Annotated in this window: 12 protein-coding genes and 1 pseudogene; 2 read left to right on the forward strand and 11 right to left on the reverse strand. The window is 67.6% G+C overall.

The genetic code is table 11. The annotated features are described in order from the left end of the window. Nucleotides 1-12: 12 nt before the first annotated feature. From BN3788_RS10925 to BN3788_RS19785, 11 genes and pseudogenes are all read right to left on the reverse strand, one after another. Entirely contained in the window at nt 13-939 is a 927-nt protein-coding gene (locus BN3788_RS10925) for a dimethyl sulfoxide reductase anchor subunit family protein (protein ID WP_066585708.1), read from the reverse strand. Nucleotides 940-942: 3 nt separating this feature from the next. Then, on the reverse strand, nt 943-1,560 hold the full coding sequence (locus BN3788_RS10930; RefSeq protein WP_066585709.1) for a DMSO/selenate family reductase complex B subunit: 618 nt from the start codon (nt 1,558-1,560) through the stop codon (nt 943-945). A 14-nt stretch (nt 1,561-1,574) separates the two neighbouring features. Next, nucleotides 1,575-4,028, reverse strand: a complete 2,454-nt coding sequence (locus BN3788_RS10935; RefSeq protein WP_066585710.1) for a DMSO/selenate family reductase complex A subunit — start codon at nt 4,026-4,028, stop codon at nt 1,575-1,577. A 314-nt stretch (nt 4,029-4,342) separates the two neighbouring features. Further along, nucleotides 4,343-4,906, reverse strand: coding sequence for a DmsC/YnfH family molybdoenzyme membrane anchor subunit (locus BN3788_RS19975; RefSeq protein WP_315969758.1), 564 nt, complete (start codon nt 4,904-4,906; stop codon nt 4,343-4,345). A gap of 76 nt (nt 4,907-4,982) precedes the next feature. After that, nucleotides 4,983-5,285 (reverse strand): annotated as a pseudogene (locus BN3788_RS19980) (DmsC/YnfH family molybdoenzyme membrane anchor subunit); the annotation flags it as partial. A 3-nt stretch (nt 5,286-5,288) separates the two neighbouring features. Then, complete coding sequence (locus BN3788_RS10950) at nt 5,289-5,906, reverse strand: DMSO/selenate family reductase complex B subunit (protein ID WP_066585709.1); 618 nt, start codon at nt 5,904-5,906, stop codon at nt 5,289-5,291. A gap of 14 nt (nt 5,907-5,920) precedes the next feature. Then, entirely contained in the window at nt 5,921-8,389 is a 2,469-nt protein-coding gene (locus BN3788_RS10955) for a DMSO/selenate family reductase complex A subunit (protein ID WP_234346603.1), read from the reverse strand. A 302-nt stretch (nt 8,390-8,691) separates the two neighbouring features. Next, the gene (locus BN3788_RS10960; RefSeq protein ID WP_066585708.1) at nt 8,692-9,618 is read right to left on the reverse strand and encodes a dimethyl sulfoxide reductase anchor subunit family protein; all 927 of its coding nucleotides are present in this window, start codon (nt 9,616-9,618) and stop codon (nt 8,692-8,694) included. Between the two features lie 3 nt (nt 9,619-9,621). Continuing rightward, nucleotides 9,622-10,239, reverse strand: coding sequence for a DMSO/selenate family reductase complex B subunit (locus BN3788_RS10965; RefSeq protein ID WP_066585709.1), 618 nt, complete (start codon nt 10,237-10,239; stop codon nt 9,622-9,624). 14 nt (nt 10,240-10,253) lie between these two features. Next, entirely contained in the window at nt 10,254-12,674 is a 2,421-nt protein-coding gene (locus BN3788_RS10970) for a DMSO/selenate family reductase complex A subunit (protein WP_066585737.1), read from the reverse strand. 359 nt (nt 12,675-13,033) lie between these two features. Next, nucleotides 13,034-14,806 carry a D-alanyl-D-alanine carboxypeptidase family protein gene (locus BN3788_RS19785; RefSeq protein WP_234346604.1) on the reverse strand — a complete coding sequence of 591 codons (1,773 nt, stop codon included), beginning with the start codon at nt 14,804-14,806 and terminating at the stop codon, nt 13,034-13,036. 271 nt (nt 14,807-15,077) lie between these two features. Between BN3788_RS19785 and BN3788_RS10980 the strand changes: the two genes are divergently transcribed. Further along, on the forward strand, nt 15,078-15,398 hold the full coding sequence (locus BN3788_RS10980; protein ID WP_066585743.1) for a hypothetical protein: 321 nt from the start codon (nt 15,078-15,080) through the stop codon (nt 15,396-15,398). Nucleotides 15,399-15,414: 16 nt separating this feature from the next. Next, nucleotides 15,415-15,990 (forward strand): protein-L-isoaspartate O-methyltransferase family protein, encoded by a 576-nt coding sequence (locus BN3788_RS10985; RefSeq protein WP_066587093.1) that lies wholly within the window; start codon nt 15,415-15,417, stop codon nt 15,988-15,990. The last annotated feature ends 18 nt before the right edge of the window (nt 15,991-16,008 follow it).

A 16,008-nucleotide genomic window follows, 5' to 3' on the forward strand; every position in this document is an offset into this window, starting at 1 on the left:
CTCGGCGGGGTGTCACATGCCGATGCGGGTCATCTGCTCGTAGAACTGCGACCGGCCGATCAGCTCACCGGCCAGCACCAGCACGAACGCGCTGGTCGCCACGATCGCGAGCATCCGCACCCCCGCGTCCTTCGCATGCGAGGCATACCGGTACAGGAACACCCCCAGCAGCCCGGCCCCGGCGAACACCAGCACCAGCCGCGCGACGAACCACACCCCAGAGAACACCGCGGCCGACTCCGCCGCGGCCCCGCCGGCGGCCGACAGGTTCGAGATGTGCAGCGGGATGATCACGAACTCGACGCCGAGCATCGCCACAGCGCCCAACCCCACGCCCTTGAGCGAACCGGTCAACAACGCCGCCGTCGACTCATCCAGCTCGGCCCCGCCAGCCGAGCGACGGCGCCACATGATCGAGCCCATGAACGCCGCACCAACGGCGAGCGAGCCCAACAGGAATGTCGTGGCGAAGAACTGCGCGGGCGTCGCCCAGGTGTGCCAGGCCGGAACCGTCTCGAGCGTGTAATAAATCATGCTCATCACGAACACCAAGCACAGGCCCACCACAGCCGTCACACCAGCCAGGACCTGACGCAAACGCGCCGAGCCCCACTTGAACCACTGCGCCAGGGCGAACAAGAACCCCAGCCCGGCGAACCCGACCCCGAACACGATCTCCCGGCTCAACCACGACGAGTCGAAATGCCGGATCACATTCAGCGAGTGCATCGGGTCGCCCATGTGGAACATCGACGCGATCAATCCCAGCACCATCACCGGGCCGATCGCATACAACGCGGTGTCGGTCATCTTCTCGACCGTGCCCGCCGCGAACTTGCGACCGGCCACGACCTGCACAATTCCCAACACCACGAACGCGCCCACGCTCATCTGGGCGGCCACGGTGAACACGATCATCGGAAGCTCAGCGGTGTGCATGAGTCACAGCTCCTCAGGGTTGGCCACAGAACCCGTGCCCGAACCACTGGGCTGGGCGTCACGGTGGGGGGTGATCACCAGGCGCGGACGCGTGATCGCCGGGTCCGGCAGCGGCTCCACACCGGCCAGATCACCATGCTCGGCGCGCAGCTCCTCGACCGGGCCATAGCTCAGCGCCCGCGACGGGCACGCCGCCACACACGCCGGGTCCTTGCCCTCGGAGCGGTAGTCCGCGCACAGGTCGCACTTGGTCATATGCCCGGCCTCCGCGTCGAACTGCGGAGCCGAATACGGGCACGCCCACTCGCAATACCGGCACCCCACACACACATCCTGATCGACAGTGACCACACCATCAGGACCCTGGCTCATCGCCGTCGTCGGGCACACCCGCACACAAATCGGGTCCTCACAGTGATTACACGCGATCGACGTGTAATACGAGAACACATTCGGCACAACGGTGTTCCCGTCACGCTGCCACGTCCCACCCGAATACTCCGCGACACGCCGCCACGTCACACCCACCGGCAGATCATGCTTGTCCTTACACGCCACAGAACAGGCCTTACACCCGTTACACAGCGTCTGATCAAAATGGAAACCCAACTCAGCAGCCACGATCGTCTACCCCCTTACGCCTTCTCGACCTGGACAAGATTCGTGTGCTGCGGATTCCCCTTGGACAACGGGGACGGGTGCCAGTCCGTCAGCGTGTTGATGCACCCACCGGTGTCGACGCCGTCCTTGTCAGGCGAGTACCAGGCGCCCTGGGGCACCGAGAGCACGCCCGGCATGATGCGGGGCGTCACCCGCGCGGGCAGCTGGATCACGCCGCGGTCGTTGAAGACCCGCACAACGTCGTCGTTGTCGATGCCACGGTCCCGGGCGTCGAGCGTGTTCATCCACACGACCTGCGGGTGGGCCTCGATGAGCCAGTCGACGCTCCCGTAGGAGGAGTGCGTCCGACCCTTGTAGTGGTGCCCGATGCACTGCAGCGGGTACTTCTCGTTGGTCAGCGCCTCCTCGGCGCCCTCCCACGTCGGGACGTGCTCCGGCAGGGCGGTGAGCTTGTCACCCTTCTTGCCGCCGTCGAACGTCCAGACCTTCGACCGCTCCCAGAGCCGCTCGGAGAAGATCTCGATCTTCCCGGAGGGGGTCGTCAGGGGGTTCGCGACGGGGTCCTCACGGAACGCCTTGCTCGCGACGAAGGTGCCGTCCGGGTTGGACAGGCGGAACACGCCCTTGTCCCGGAACTCCTGCTCGCTGTAAAGGCTCGGGACGTCCTTCTTCGTGCGGGCGATGAGCTCGGTGCGCCACTCCTGCAGCGTGCGGCCCTCGGTGAACTCCTCTTCGAGGCCCATCTTGCGGGACAGGTCGACGCACATGTCGAAGTGCGACTTGGTGTCGTACAGCGGCTCGATGGCCTTGTCGACGATCATCGCGTAGGCCGTGTCACCGGAGTACTCGCTCGCGATGAAGTCGTCCTCCTCGGCGTTCGTGGTCGCGGGCAGCAGGATGTCCGCGTACCGCGCCGACGACGTCATGTGGTTCTCGACGACGACGATGAGCTCGCACAGCGAGTCGTCCTCGAGGAGCTTGGCCGTGCGCGTCGTGTCCGAGTGCTGGTTGATCATCGCGTTGCCCGCGACGTTGATGATCATCTTGATCGGGCCGTCGAGCTGCGGCTTGCCCTGGACGCCGTCCGCGATCTCGGTCATCTCGGCGCCGCGCTCGATCGCGTCGGTCCACATGAAGCACGAGATCTTGGTCTTGATCGGGTTGGCGAGCCCCATCCGGGCCAGCGGGAACTTGATGGTGCCCTCACGCGACCCGTTGCCGCCGCCGTGGATGCCGACGTTGCCGGTGAGGATCGGGAGCATCATGACCGCGCGGCAGTTGTTCTCGCCGTTGGCCTGTCGCTGCAGGCCCCAGCCCTGCATGATCGCGCACGGCTTGGCCGTCCCGATCTCGCGGGCGAGCTGGATGATGACGTCCACCGGGATGCCCGTGATCTCCGACGCCCACTCAGGCGTCTTGACCGTGCCGTCGGGCCCCGTGCCGAGGATGTAGCTCTTGTAGGAGCTGCCCGCGGGGATGCCCTCGGGCATGTGCTCCTCGTCGTAGCCCACGCAGTACGTGTCCAGGAACTCCTGGTCGACGAGGTCCTCGGTGATGAGCACGTGCGCGCACGCCGCGACGAGGGCGGCGTCGGTGCCCGGGCGGATCGGGATCCACTGGTCGGCGAGGTCGAGCGCGGTCTCGGAGTACCGCGGGTCGATGACGATGGTGCGGGTCTTGAAGTCCTTCTTCGCGACCTGCGCGTTGTACATGTTGCCGCCGCCGCTCATGCGCGTCTCGACCGGGTTGTCGCCCCAGTAGATGACGAGGTTCGAGTGGACGGTGTCGCCGATCGAGTTCGACTCGATGCGCGCACCGTAGGTGAACGGCATCGCGTAGGTGATCTGCGAGGTGCTGTAGCTGCCGTAGTAGCCCAGGTAGCCGCCGGCGAGCGAGAGCAGCCTGCTCCAGCACCCGCTGGTGATGTTGCCGCCCGCGGTTCCCGACGCGTACTGCAGGTAGACGGCCTCCTGGCCGTGCTCCTTGACGACGCGCGCGTGCTCGGACGCGATGGTGTCGAGCGCCTCGTCCCAGGAGATCTCCTCCCACTCGCCCGCGCCACGCTTGGTGCCGGGCTTGCGGCGCATGGGGGTCTTGAGGCGGTCGGGGTTGTAGACGCGGTGGCGGAACGAGCGCCCGCGGACGCAGGCCCGCAGCTGGGGGCCGTCGAGGCCGTCCGAGCCGGTGTCGTCGGTGCCGACCTTGACGAGCGTGCCGTCCTTGACGTGCAGGCGCAGCGCGCAGCGCGACCCGCAGTTCACCAGGCAGGCGTTCCACACGGCCTTGTCACCCGAGTCCGCGGGACTCATCCGGGCCGCGTTCGCCGCGCCGACCCCGGGCAGCAGACCGAAGGAGGCTCCTGCGCCCACGAGCACGGCGCCGCCACCGGCCGCCCCTGACCACTTCAGGAAGGAGCGACGTGGCAAGCCCGCCGCCTGTGGCTTCTCTTGCGTCCCAACGGTCGTCATCGGGGCATCCTTTCGAGCAGTTCTCAGGTACTACGGGGTGCACCGAGATCGATTGCCCCATCGTCCGCGCCGACATGAAAATTCATCTAGGGCAATGGTCCTGCCAGTGATCGACATATTCGACCCGCGATGGTCGATTCGTGCGGTGCACATACGAAACAAGCGCGTGAGGTATTACGCCGCGAATCGCACTCGTGGCCATTGCCACGCCCGGGGGCGGGATAAAAGATGAGAATTACCACGTCGAAGGCGGGATAAAAGAATGGCCCGCACCCTGGTGGGGGTGCGGGCCATTCGCTGCGCTCGGCGGGGGGTCACATGCCGATGCGGGTCATCTGCTCGTAGAACTGCGACCGGCCGATCAGCTCACCGGCCAGCACGAGCGCGAAGGCACTGGTCGCCACGATCGCGAGCATCCGCACCCCCGCGTCCTTCGCATGCGAGGCATACCGGTACAGGAACACCCCCAGCAGCCCGGCCCCGGCGAACACCAGCACCAGCCGCGCGACGAACCACACCCCGGAGAAGACCGCGGCCGACTCCGCCGCGGCCCCCCCGGCGGCCGACAGGTTCGAGATGTGCAGCGGGATGATCACGAACTCGACGCCGAGCATCGCCACAGCGCCCAACCCCACGCCCTTGAGCGAGCCCGTCAACAACGCCGCCGTCGACTCATCCAGCTCGGCCCCGCCAGCCGAGCGACGGCGCCACATGATCGAGCCCATGAACGCCGCACCAACGGCGAGCGAGCCCAACAGGAATGTCGTGGCGAAGAACTGCGCGGGCGTCGCCCAGGTGTGCCAGGCCGGAACCGTCTCGAGCGTGTAATAAATCATGCTCATCACGAACACCAAGCACAGGCCCACCACAGCCGTCACACCAGCCAGGACCTGACGCAAACGCGCCGAGCCCCACTTGAACCACTGCGCCNTTGAACCACTGCGCCAGGGCGAACAAGAACCCCAGCCCGGCGAACCCGACCCCGAACACGATCTCCCGGCTCAACCACGACGAGTCGAAATGCCGGATCACATTCAGCGAGTGCATCCGGTCGCCCATGTGGAACCTCGACGCGATCAACCCGAACACCCTCCCCGGGCCGATCGCATACAACGCGGTGTCGGTCATCTTCTCGACCGTGCCCGCCGCGAACTTGCGACCGGCCACGACCTGCACAATTCCCAACACCACGAACGCGCCCACGCTCATCTGCGCCGCCAGGGTGAACACGATCATCGGAAGCTCAGCGGTGTGCATGAGTCACAGCTCCTCAGGGTTGGCCACAGAACCCGTGCCCGAACCACTGGGCTGGGCGTCACGGTGGGGGGTGATCACCAGGCGCGGACGCGTGATCGCCGGATCCGGCAACGGCTCCACACCCGCCAGATCACCATGCTCGGCGCGCAACTCCTCAACCGGGCCATAGCTCAGCGCCCGCGACGGGCACGCCGCCACACACGCCGGGTCCTTGCCCTCCGAGCGGTAATCCGCGCACAGGTCGCACTTAGTCATATGCCCGGCCTCCGCGTCGAACTGCGGAGCCGAATACGGGCACGCCCACTCGCAATACCGGCACCCCACACACACATCCTGATCGACGGTCACCACACCATCAGGACCCTGGCTCATCGCCGTCGTCGGGCACACCCGCACACAAATCGGGTCCTCACAGTGATTACACGCGATCGACGTGTAATACGAGAACACATTCGGCACAACGGTGTTCCCGTCACGCTGCCACGTCCCACCCGAATACTCCGCGACACGCCGCCACGTCACACCCACCGGCAGATCATGCTTGTCCTTACACGCCACAGAACAGGCCTTACACCCGTTACACAGCGTCTGATCAAAATGGAAACCCAGCTCAGCAGCCACGATCGTCTACCCCCTTACGCCTTCTCGACCTGGACAAGAGCTGTGTGCTGCGCATTCCCCTTGGACAACGGGGTGGGATGGATCCGGGTCAGCACATTGACGGCGCCACCGGTGTCGACGCCGTCCTGGTCGGGCTTGTACCAGGCGCCCTGGGGCACCGAGAGCACGCCCGGCATGATGCGGGCCGTGACCTTCGCAGGGATGCGGATCCGGCCCCGGTCGTTGAAGATCTCGACCAGGTCGTCGTTCTCGATGCCACGCTCCTGGGCGTCGGCGGGGTTCATCCACACCTTCTGCGGGTGGGCCTCCTGCAGCCAGGGGACGTTGCCGTAGGTCGAGTGCGTCCGGGACTTGTAGTGGTGCCCGATGACCTGCAGCGGGTACTTCTCGTTGGTCCGCGCCTCGATGGCGCCTTCCCACGTGTCGACGTGCTCGGGCAGGGCGGTGAGCTTGTCACCGGGCTCCGCGTTGGGGAACTCCCAGGTCGAGGTCATCTCCCACAGCTCGGAGGAGAAGATCTCGATCTTCCCGGACGGGGTGTCGAGGGGGTTGGCGACCGGGTCCTCGCGGAACGCCTTGAGCGGGACGGTGGGTCCGTCGGGGTTCGTGTACCGGTACACGCCCTGCTTCTGCAGCTCTTCGAAGGTCGGGAAGTCAGGGCGGTCCTTGCGCGTCTCCTCGTGCATCCACCGGACCCACTCCTCGCCGGTGCGCCCCTCGGTGAACTCCTGCTCGACACCCAGGGCCTTGGCGATCCCGGTGCAGATCTCGTAGGACGGCTTGGAGTCGAACAGCGGCTCAATCGACTTCTCGCACATGATCAGGTACGCGACGTCACCGGTGTACTCGCTGGGCGCCATGTCCCAGCGCTCGGCGGTTGTGGTGTCGGGCAGGATCAGGTCGGCCATCTTCGCCGAGGCCGTCATCTGGTTGTCGACGACCACGATGAACTCGCAGAGCGACTCGTCCTTGAGGATCGCGCGCGTGCGGTTGATGTCCGCGTGCTGGCTGGCCAGCATGTTGCCCGCGTACTGCAGCAGAAACTTGATGCCGACGTCGAGCTTGTCCTTGCCGCGGACCCCGTCCTTGAGCCGGGTCAGCTCCGGGCCGCGCTCGATCGCGTCGGTCCAGCCGAACATGGAGATCTGGGTCTCGACCGGGTTCGAGCCGTCCGGGAACCACATCGACGCGGGCCAGTAGTAGCCCTCGCGACCGCCCGTGCCACCGCCGGAGATGCCGACGTTCCCGGTGATCGCCGCGAGCGTGTAGATCGCCCGGGCCTGGTTCTCGCCGTTGGCGTGCCGCTGCGGCCCCCAGCCCTGCGTGATGTTGGCGGGCTTGGCGAGCGCGATCTCGCGTGCGACGCGGATGATCTGGCCTGCCGGGACGCCGGTGACGTCGGCCGCCCACTCGGGGGTCTTCTCGATCCCGTCGGAGCCCTCGCCCATCACGTAGGAGCGGTAGGAGTTGCCGGAGGGAACACCCTCGGGCATGTGCGCCTCGTCGAAGCCCTGGCAGTACGCGTCGAGGAACTCCTGGTCGTGCAAGTTCGCGCTGATGATCGCGTGCGCCATGCCCGCGACGAGCGCCGCGTCAGTCCCGGGCCGCGGCGCCAGCCACTCGTCGGCGAGGTTCACCACCGAGTCAGACTGCCGCGGGTCGATGACGATGAACTTCACGCCGGCCTGCTTCTTGGCCCACAGCGACGTGAAGAGCACACCGCCGCCGCTCATGCGCGTCTCCATGGGGTTGTTGCCCCACAGCACGATGAGCTGGGAGTTCGCGGCCGAGTCCTCGAAGCTGTTGCTGATCTGCTCGTCCGGGTTCCCGTAGTGGAACCGGGTGCAGGTGCCGATCTGCCCGTAGGAGTAGTTGCCGTAGTACCCGAGGTTGCCGCCCATGAGGTTGAGCAGCCGAGCCCAGCCGCCGCTCGTCGACATCAGGCCGTTCCAGGTGCCCGAGCCGTAATTGCTGTAAATGGCCTCGTTGCCGTACTTCTCGATCGTGCCCTTGAGCTTCTCGGCGAACAGCTCGTACGCCTCGTCCCAGGTGATCTGCTCGAACTCGCCCGAGCCGCGCTCGCCGACCCGCTTCATGGGGGCCTTGAGCCGGTCGGCGTTGTAGATGCGCTGGCGCATCGAGCGGCCGCGCACGCATGCGCGGATCTGCCGCGTGTAGAGCTCGTCGTCACCCGTGGGGTCGGGCGAGACCCGGACGATCGCGCCGTCCTTGACGTCGAACCGCAGCGGGCACCGCGAACCGCAGTTGATGATGCAGGCCGACCAGGTGGTCTTGTCCCCCGTCGCCGCGTCTGCCGTGAGCGTGGCCGCGTTGGAGGGCCCGACGCCGGGCAGGAGGCCCAGCGAGGCTCCCGCGCCCACGAGGGCTGCCCCACCGCCAGCCGCGCCCGACCACTTCAGGAAGGATCGGCGCGGCATCCCGGTGGTGGTGGGTGGAATCTCTGTCGTCCCAACGTCGGTCATCGGGGGCGTCCTTTCGCGCAGGTCTCGCGCACGCGATTGGCACGGAGACGGATGGCTCAATGCTCCCGGGCCCCCGATGTGGGACGTGGGGCCATGGTCCTGCCGGGATTGGACCGTTTAGCCACAGAAATCGACGGTTTATTCGCGTACATACGCAAGGCTCGCGTGTGCTATTGCCCGAAATGGCGCCCTCGTCCCCCGCAAAGTGCCGGGGCCAGCCGGACCAAAGGCCCGCACCCTGGTGGGGGTGCGGGCCATTCGCCGTGCGTCGTCGCCGTGATGGGCGGCGGCTCGGCGGGGTGTCACATGCCGATGCGGGTCATCTGCTCGTAGAACTGCGACCGGCCGATCAGCTCACCGGCCAGCACCAGCACGAACGCGCTGGTCGCCACGATCGCGAGCATCCGCACCCCCGCGTCCTTCGCATGCGAGGCATACCGGTACAGGAACACCCCCAGCAGCCCGGCCCCGGCGAACACCAGCACCAGCCGCGCGACGAACCACACCCCAGAGAACACCGCGGCCGACTCCGCCGCGGCCCCCCCGGCGGCCGACAGGTTCGAGATGTGCAGCGGGATGATCACGAACTCGACGCCGAGCATCGCCACAGCGCCCAACCCCACGCCCTTGAGCGAGCCCGTCAACAACGCCGCCGTCGACTCATCCAGCTCGGCCCCGCCAGCCGAGCGACGGCGCCACATGATCGAGCCCATGAACGCCGCACCAACGGCGAGCGAGCCCAACAGGAATGTCGTGGCGAAGAACTGCGCGGGCGTCGCCCAGGTGTGCCAGGCCGGAACCGTCTCGAGCGTGTAATAAATCATGCTCATCACGAACACCAAGCACAGGCCCACCACAGCCGTCACACCAGCCAGGACCTGACGCAAACGCGCCGAGCCCCACTTGAACCACTGCGCCAGGGCGAACAAGAACCCCAGCCCGGCGAACCCGACCCCGAACACGATCTCCCGGCTCAACCACGACGAGTCGAAATGCCGGATCACATTCAGCGAGTGCATCGGGTCGCCCATGTGGAACATCGACGCGATCAATCCCAGCACCATCACCGGGCCGATCGCATACAACGCGGTGTCGGTCATCTTCTCGACCGTGCCCGCCGCGAACTTGCGACCGGCCACGACCTGCACAATTCCCAACACCACGAACGCGCCCACGCTCATCTGGGCGGCCACGGTGAACACGATCATCGGAAGCTCAGCGGTGTGCATGAGTCACAGCTCCTCAGGGTTGGCCACAGAACCCGTGCCCGAACCACTGGGCTGGGCGTCACGGTGGGGGGTGATCACCAGGCGCGGACGCGTGATCGCCGGGTCCGGCAGCGGCTCCACACCGGCCAGATCACCATGCTCGGCGCGCAGCTCCTCGACCGGGCCATAGCTCAGCGCCCGCGACGGGCACGCCGCCACACACGCCGGGTCCTTGCCCTCGGAGCGGTAGTCCGCGCACAGGTCGCACTTGGTCATATGCCCGGCCTCCGCGTCGAACTGCGGAGCCGAATACGGGCACGCCCACTCGCAATACCGGCACCCCACACACACATCCTGATCGACAGTGACCACACCATCAGGACCCTGGCTCATCGCCGTCGTCGGGCACACCCGCACACAAATCGGGTCCTCACAGTGATTACACGCGATCGACGTGTAATACGAGAACACATTCGGCACAACGGTGTTCCCGTCACGCTGCCACGTCCCACCCGAATACTCCGCGACACGCCGCCACGTCACACCCACCGGCAGATCATGCTTGTCCTTACACGCCACAGAACAGGCCTTACACCCGTTACACAGCGTCTGATCAAAATGGAAACCCAGCTCAGCAGCCACGATCGTCTACCCCCTTACGCCTTCTCGACCTGGACAAGATTCGTGTGCGCCGTGGTGGCCTTGGCCAACGGCGTGGTGTTCCAGCTCGTGAGGGTGTTGATGCTCCCCCCACGGTCCAGCCCGTCCTTGTCAGGTCGGTACCAGGCGCCCTGCGGCACCGAGAGCACGCCCGGCATGATGCGCGGGGTCACCCGCGCGACCAGCTCGATGCGGCCGCGGTCGTTGAAGACCTGCACCACGTCGTCGTTCTCGATGCCACGCTCCCGGGCGTCGGCGGGGTTGATCCACACCATCTGCGGGTGGGCCTCCTGCAGCCAGGGGACGTTGCCGTAGGTCGAGTGCGTCCGGGACTTGTAGTGGTGCCCGATGCACTGCAGCGGGTACTTCTCGTTGGTCCGCGCCTCCTCGACACCCTCGGCGCCGACGATGTGCTCCGGCAGGGCCGTGATGCGCTGCCCCTCGGGCAGCTCCCACGTGTGGGCGATGTCCCAGATCTGCTTCGAGAAGATCTCGATCTTGCCCGAGGGCGTCTTGAGCGGGTTCGCGACCGGGTCGTCACGGAACGCCTTGAGCGGGATGACGTGCCCCGCCGGGTTGTTCTGGCGGTAGACGCCAGCCGCGCGGAACTCCTCGTTCGGAGGGATCGCCGGAGTGTCCTTGCGGGTGGCCTCGATGAGCTCGTCGATCCACTCGTCCTGGGTCTTGCCCTCGGTGAACTCCTCCTCGACCCCCAGCCGCTTGGCGAGCTCGGTGAGGATCTCGTAGATCGGCTTGGAGTCGAATAGCGGCTCGATCGCCTTGTCCGCGTAGATGACGTACCCGAGGTCACCCGTCGAGCCGCCCGCCGTGAGGTCACGCTGCTCGACGTTCGACACGTCCGGGAGCAGGATGTCGGCGAACTTCGCCGAGGCGGTCATCTGGTTGTCGATCACGAGGATGAACTCGAGCAGCGACTCGTCCTGCAGCAGCTTCGACGTCCGGTTGGCGTCCATGTGCTGGTTGACGATCGTGTTGCCGGCGTAGTTGAAGAGGAACTTGATGCCGGTGTCCAGCTTGTCCTTGCCACGCACCCCGTCCCGGAGCTTCGTCATCTCCGGGCCGCGCTCGACCGCGTCGGTCCACATGCAGATCGAGATCGAGGTCCCGACCGGGTTCTTCAGCTCGGGGAAGCCCGCGACCTTGAAGTTGTAGGTGGTCTCACGATCACCGGTGCCACCACCGGGAATGCCGACGTTGCCCGTGAGCAGCGCGAGCATGAAGACCGCGCGGGCCGAGTTCTCGCCGTTCATCTGACGCTGCGCGCCCCAGCCCTGGCTGATCGCGCACGGCTTGGCGCCGGCGATCTGCCGGGCGACGGAGATGATCTGCGCGCTCGTGACGCCGGTGATCTGGCTGGCCCACGCAGGCGTCTTGACGACGCCGTCGGGGCCCGTGCCGAGGATGTAGCTCTTGTAGGAGTTCCCCGCCGGGATGCCCTCGGGCATGTGCTCCTCGTCGTAGCCCACGCAGTACGTGTCCAGGAACTCCTGGTCGACGAGGTCCTCGGTGATCATCACGTGTGCCATGCCGGCCACGAGCGCCGCGTCGGTGCCCGGGTGCAGCGCAACCCACTCGTCACCCACGGTCGACGCTGTGTCGGAGTAGCGAGGGTCGACCACGATGAACTTCGTGCTGCTCATCTGCTTCGCCTTCTGGATGACGAAGGCCTCGCCGCCCATGCGCGTCTCGAGTGGGTTGTTGCCCCACAGCACGACGAGCTGGGAGTTGACGGCGTCGTCGAACGTGTTGGTCGACGGTGAGGTGCCGTAGGTGTAGGGCGCGGCGATCTGGATGGCGCCGGTCGAGTACGTGCCATACGAGAGCAGGTAGCCGCCGAGGCAGTTGAGGAACCGGCGCACCGAGGAGCGCGAGCCGATCGCACCGCCGTTGGTCCCCGTTCCCGAGTTGAGGTAGACCGCCTCGTTGCCGTGCTCGGCGATGATCCGCTCGAGCTCGGCGGCGATCGTGTCGAACGCCTCGTCCCAGGTGATCTCCTCGAACTCGCCCGCCCCTCGCGGGCCGACCCGCTTCATGGGGGCCTTGAGCCGGTCCGCGTTGTAGATGCGCTGGCGCATCGAGCGTCCACGCACGCAGGCGCGGATCTGCTGCGACCCGAGCTCGTCATCACCGGCGTCATCGGTCTCGACCCGGACGATCGTGCCGTCCTTGACGTGGAAGCGCAGCGGGCACCTGCTCTGGCAGTTGACCCAGCACGAGTTCCACGCCACCGAGTCCGCGCCCGTGATCGGCGACGCGGCCGCGGCGTTCGCGGCGCCGACACCGGGGATTCCGAACGACGCGCCTGCGCCGACGAGTGCCGCACCACCCCCCGCCGCACCCGACCACTTGAGGAACGACCGCCGCGGCATCCCGATCGTGGGTGGAGTCTCTGTCATCCCAACGGCTGTCATCGGGGAAGCCCTTTCGCACAGGTCTCGGCTACGACGTTGTCACCGCGACGGATGGCCTAATGCTCCCGGGCTTCCGATGTGCGACGTGGGGCAATGGTCCTGCCGGATTCAACCCTGTTTCGACGGTAATTTGCCGGTATCCATGTGCACATACGCAATACACGTGTGCGCTATTGCCCGAAATGCCCGCCGCGTTGACGACTCGGGCGCGTCGCCCGGTCCCCCAACGGCCGACACGCAAGAACGCTCGGCTGGGAGAACCCAGCCGAGCGTCATCAGCGGCATGGCAATGGCCCCTGCGATTGTCACCGCAGGGGCCATGCCGTCGATCATCGAACGGTCTGTCAGCCGTTGTACTCCCAGTGCCAGGCCTCAGGCTTGCTGCCGCCCATCTGCGCCCAGCTGGGGTGCACCCAGCCGAACCGGCCGGCGTTCGCCTTCATCCACTGGTGCTGCGGCGACCCGAAGGTCTGGATGCCGCCGCCCAGGTCGAGGGCGCGGGCCCAGCCGTGGGTGGACGTGCCAGGCGTCCCGGCCAGGTAGCCGAGCTGGGCCTTGACCCGCACCTGCGCGTCGTAGGACCGGTAGGAGTCCGTGATGCTCATGTCGGTGCCGAACGCATGCCGGTACTCGATGTTCATCAGCTCGAGCGACGCGGCCGCGTCGCAGCGCAGCTGGGCGCCCGGGGCGAAGCTCAGCCCGCAGAGCGACGACTCGGGGAACCGGCCGTTGCCCGCGCTGGGCACGCCCTCGGCCGCGACCCGCGCAGAAGCCTGCGCGGCGGCGGCGCGCGAGGCGTCGTCCTTGGCGGCCATGGCGGCAGCCTCGGCCTCGGCCTTCGCGGCGGCCTCGGCGGCAGCCTGGGCCGCGGCAGCCTCAGCCGCCGCCTGCTCGGCTGCGGCCTGCTCGGCGGCAGCCTTCTCGGCCAGCTTCTGCTCGGCCGCGGCGACCTGCTCCGCGGTCGGCTCCGGGACCTCCGGAACCTGGGCGATCACAGCTGTGCCCGACGCGCCGATGCCCGCGGCGGCACTGACCTTCTCGGTCAGGTCGGTCACCTGGTCGAGGGCGTCGTGCATGTCCGCCGCCACGGTCTGCGTGGCGTGCTCCTTGGCCGACGAGGTCAGCACGTCAGTCAGCATGGTCCCCGCGGAGCGGTCCGTGGCGAGCGGGCCGATGTTGGTCGGCTCGACAGACGCCGTCCGGACGGTCCCGACGATGTCGGAGCCGGACTTCTTCTCAGCGGCAGCCGTCTCGACGAGCTGCTCCTGCGCGGACTGCTGCTCGGCGGCAGGCTGAGCCTCGGCGGGCTGCTCTCCCTCGGCAGGCTGCTGCTCGGCAGGCTGCTCACCCTCGGCGGGCTGCTGCTCGGCAGGCTGCTCACCCTCGGCGGGCTGCTGCTCGGCAGGCTGCTCACCCTCGGCGGGCTGCTGCTCGGCAGGCTGCTCACCCTCGGCGGGCTGCTGCTCGGCGGGCTGCTGCTCGGCGGGCTGCTCCTGCTCGGGAGCCTCCTCGGCCTGCTGCGCCGCCTCGGCCTCGGCAGCCTTGTCCGCCTCGACCGCCAGAGCGATCTCGACCTCGAGGGCGGAGCGCTCCTCGACAAGCCCGTTCGCGCTGAGGATCTCGTTGAGCCGCGCGGTCGCGGCGTCGAGCTCGTCGGTGGGGATGTCGGCCGCGTTCGCGGCCTCGCGGACGGCGTCGGCCGTCTTGGCGGCGTCGGCGGCGACCTGCGAGACGTCAGCAAGCCGCTCGTCCTCCGACACCTGGGAGGCCTCGGCGCCGATCGCCGGCGTGGCGAACGCGGCGCCACCGCCCAGGAGCAGGCCTGCGGCGAGCACACCACGGGCGATGGGGCGGGCCTGCAAGGTCCGCGTGATGTGATGCATGCGGATCGTCTCGACGAGACGACCGAAGTGGTGCGTCACCAGGTCGGCGTACTCGCGGATCACGGCGACGGCTTGGCTGTTCCGCACCGCCTCGGCCGCGGGGCTGGCGAGGAGCGCCTGTGCCTGGTCGTCGGCCCATGCGAGGAACCGGGTGATCTCGGCTCGGAGCGTCTGGACGACGCTGGTCTGCTGGAGGACAGAGAAGAGGGTGGCCAGGCCGAGAAGCTGGACCATCGTGTGAGGCCGGAGGGCCCGGATCACCCTGTGGATGCGAGTGTTGGTCATCATCAACATGGTGGATATGTCGGGGGCGACTGCACGCATCGCCCGGTGGCCACGGTCTCGGAGGGACCGGGTTGTCGGACGCTTTCTGTTACTCACCCGTAACACGATAGGCATCAGGACGCGCGTCCAAAAGCCCGTGGGCTGAGATTTGTGTCACGTTCGCGCGTCAGATAGCGCGGATGCCGCCGTGGGCTGCGGACGGGCGGATAGGCTCGCCAGCGTGACACCCGCAGACCCGGCCTCCAGCGCCGATCCCGCCATACGAACTGGCGGACTGGACGACCTGTACGACATCGCACGACTGGCAGCGCGCCTCAACGTCGAGAACGCGACCATCCGGGTCTGGCTCTCCCGCAAGGTGCCCTGGCTGCCGCCGCCCGACGGCCGCCTCAACGGAGGCGCGGTCTGGCGCGCGTCGACCCTCGAGGGGATCGAGGAGCGTCGCACGCCCGGCCGCCCTGGTCGCAAGCCCCGCGGCGTCATCGTGCACACACCCCCGCACGGCACCCGACTTCCGCAGATCGCGCCACTCTCGGAGTGATGCCTAGGCTGTGACGATGACCGGGTCCGCTGCCTCGGACGCCGTCGCGGAGGCCATGACGACGCTCACCCGTCGCGCGTTCCTCCCACCGGCGCAGCGCGCCCACGCCGACGAGGACCGACCCCTGCCGCTCGCCCACGGGCAGACGAACTCCCAGCCGAGCACGGTGGCCGCCATGCTCCGCCTGCTTGACGTCCCGGCCGGCGCGAGCGTGCTCGACATTGGATCCGGCTCCGGTTGGACCACCGCCCTGCTCGGCCGCCTGGTCGGCCCCGAGGGCCGCGTCCTCGGCCTGGAGATCGACCCGGACCTCGCGGTCTGGGGCGCGGAGAACCTGGCCGCCTGGTCCATGCCATGGGCGGCCATCGAGCAAGCCGACCCCAGCGCCCTGGGGCGGCCCGTCGAGGACGGCTGGGACCGCATCCTCGTGTCCGCGTCCGGCCAGCAGCTTCCAGAGGCGCTGGTCGCCCAGCTCGCGGACGGTGGCCGGATGGTGCTCCCGGTGCGCTCGACGATGTGGCTGGTCGAGCGGCACGGCGAACAGGTCGGACGCAGCCCGCAGGGGTCGTACGCCTTCGTCCCGCTGCGCTGAGAGGCTGCCTCCGGGCAC

Source organism: Cellulomonas timonensis, from assembly GCF_900046455.1.
Lineage (GTDB): Bacteria > Actinomycetota > Actinomycetes > Actinomycetales > Cellulomonadaceae > Cellulomonas_A > Cellulomonas_A timonensis.

Coding starts and splice junctions, on each gene's coding strand:
- BN3788_RS10935 (WP_066585710.1), bottom strand. CDS start 4,028: ATGACGACCGTTGGGACGCAAGAGAAGCCACAGGCGGCGGGCTTGCCA.
- BN3788_RS10970 (WP_066585737.1), bottom strand. CDS start 12,674: ATGACAGAGACTCCACCCACGATCGGGATGCCGCGGCGGTCGTTCCTC.
- BN3788_RS19785 (WP_234346604.1), bottom strand. CDS start 14,806: ATGGTCCAGCTTCTCGGCCTGGCCACCCTCTTCTCTGTCCTCCAGCAG.
- BN3788_RS10985 (WP_066587093.1), top strand. CDS start 15,415: ATGACCGGGTCCGCTGCCTCGGACGCCGTCGCGGAGGCCATGACGACG.
- BN3788_RS10955 (WP_234346603.1), bottom strand. CDS start 8,389: ATGACCGACGTTGGGACGACAGAGATTCCACCCACCACCACCGGGATG.
- BN3788_RS10925 (WP_066585708.1), bottom strand. CDS start 939: ATGCACACCGCTGAGCTTCCGATGATCGTGTTCACCGTGGCCGCCCAG.
- BN3788_RS10960 (WP_066585708.1), bottom strand. CDS start 9,618: ATGCACACCGCTGAGCTTCCGATGATCGTGTTCACCGTGGCCGCCCAG.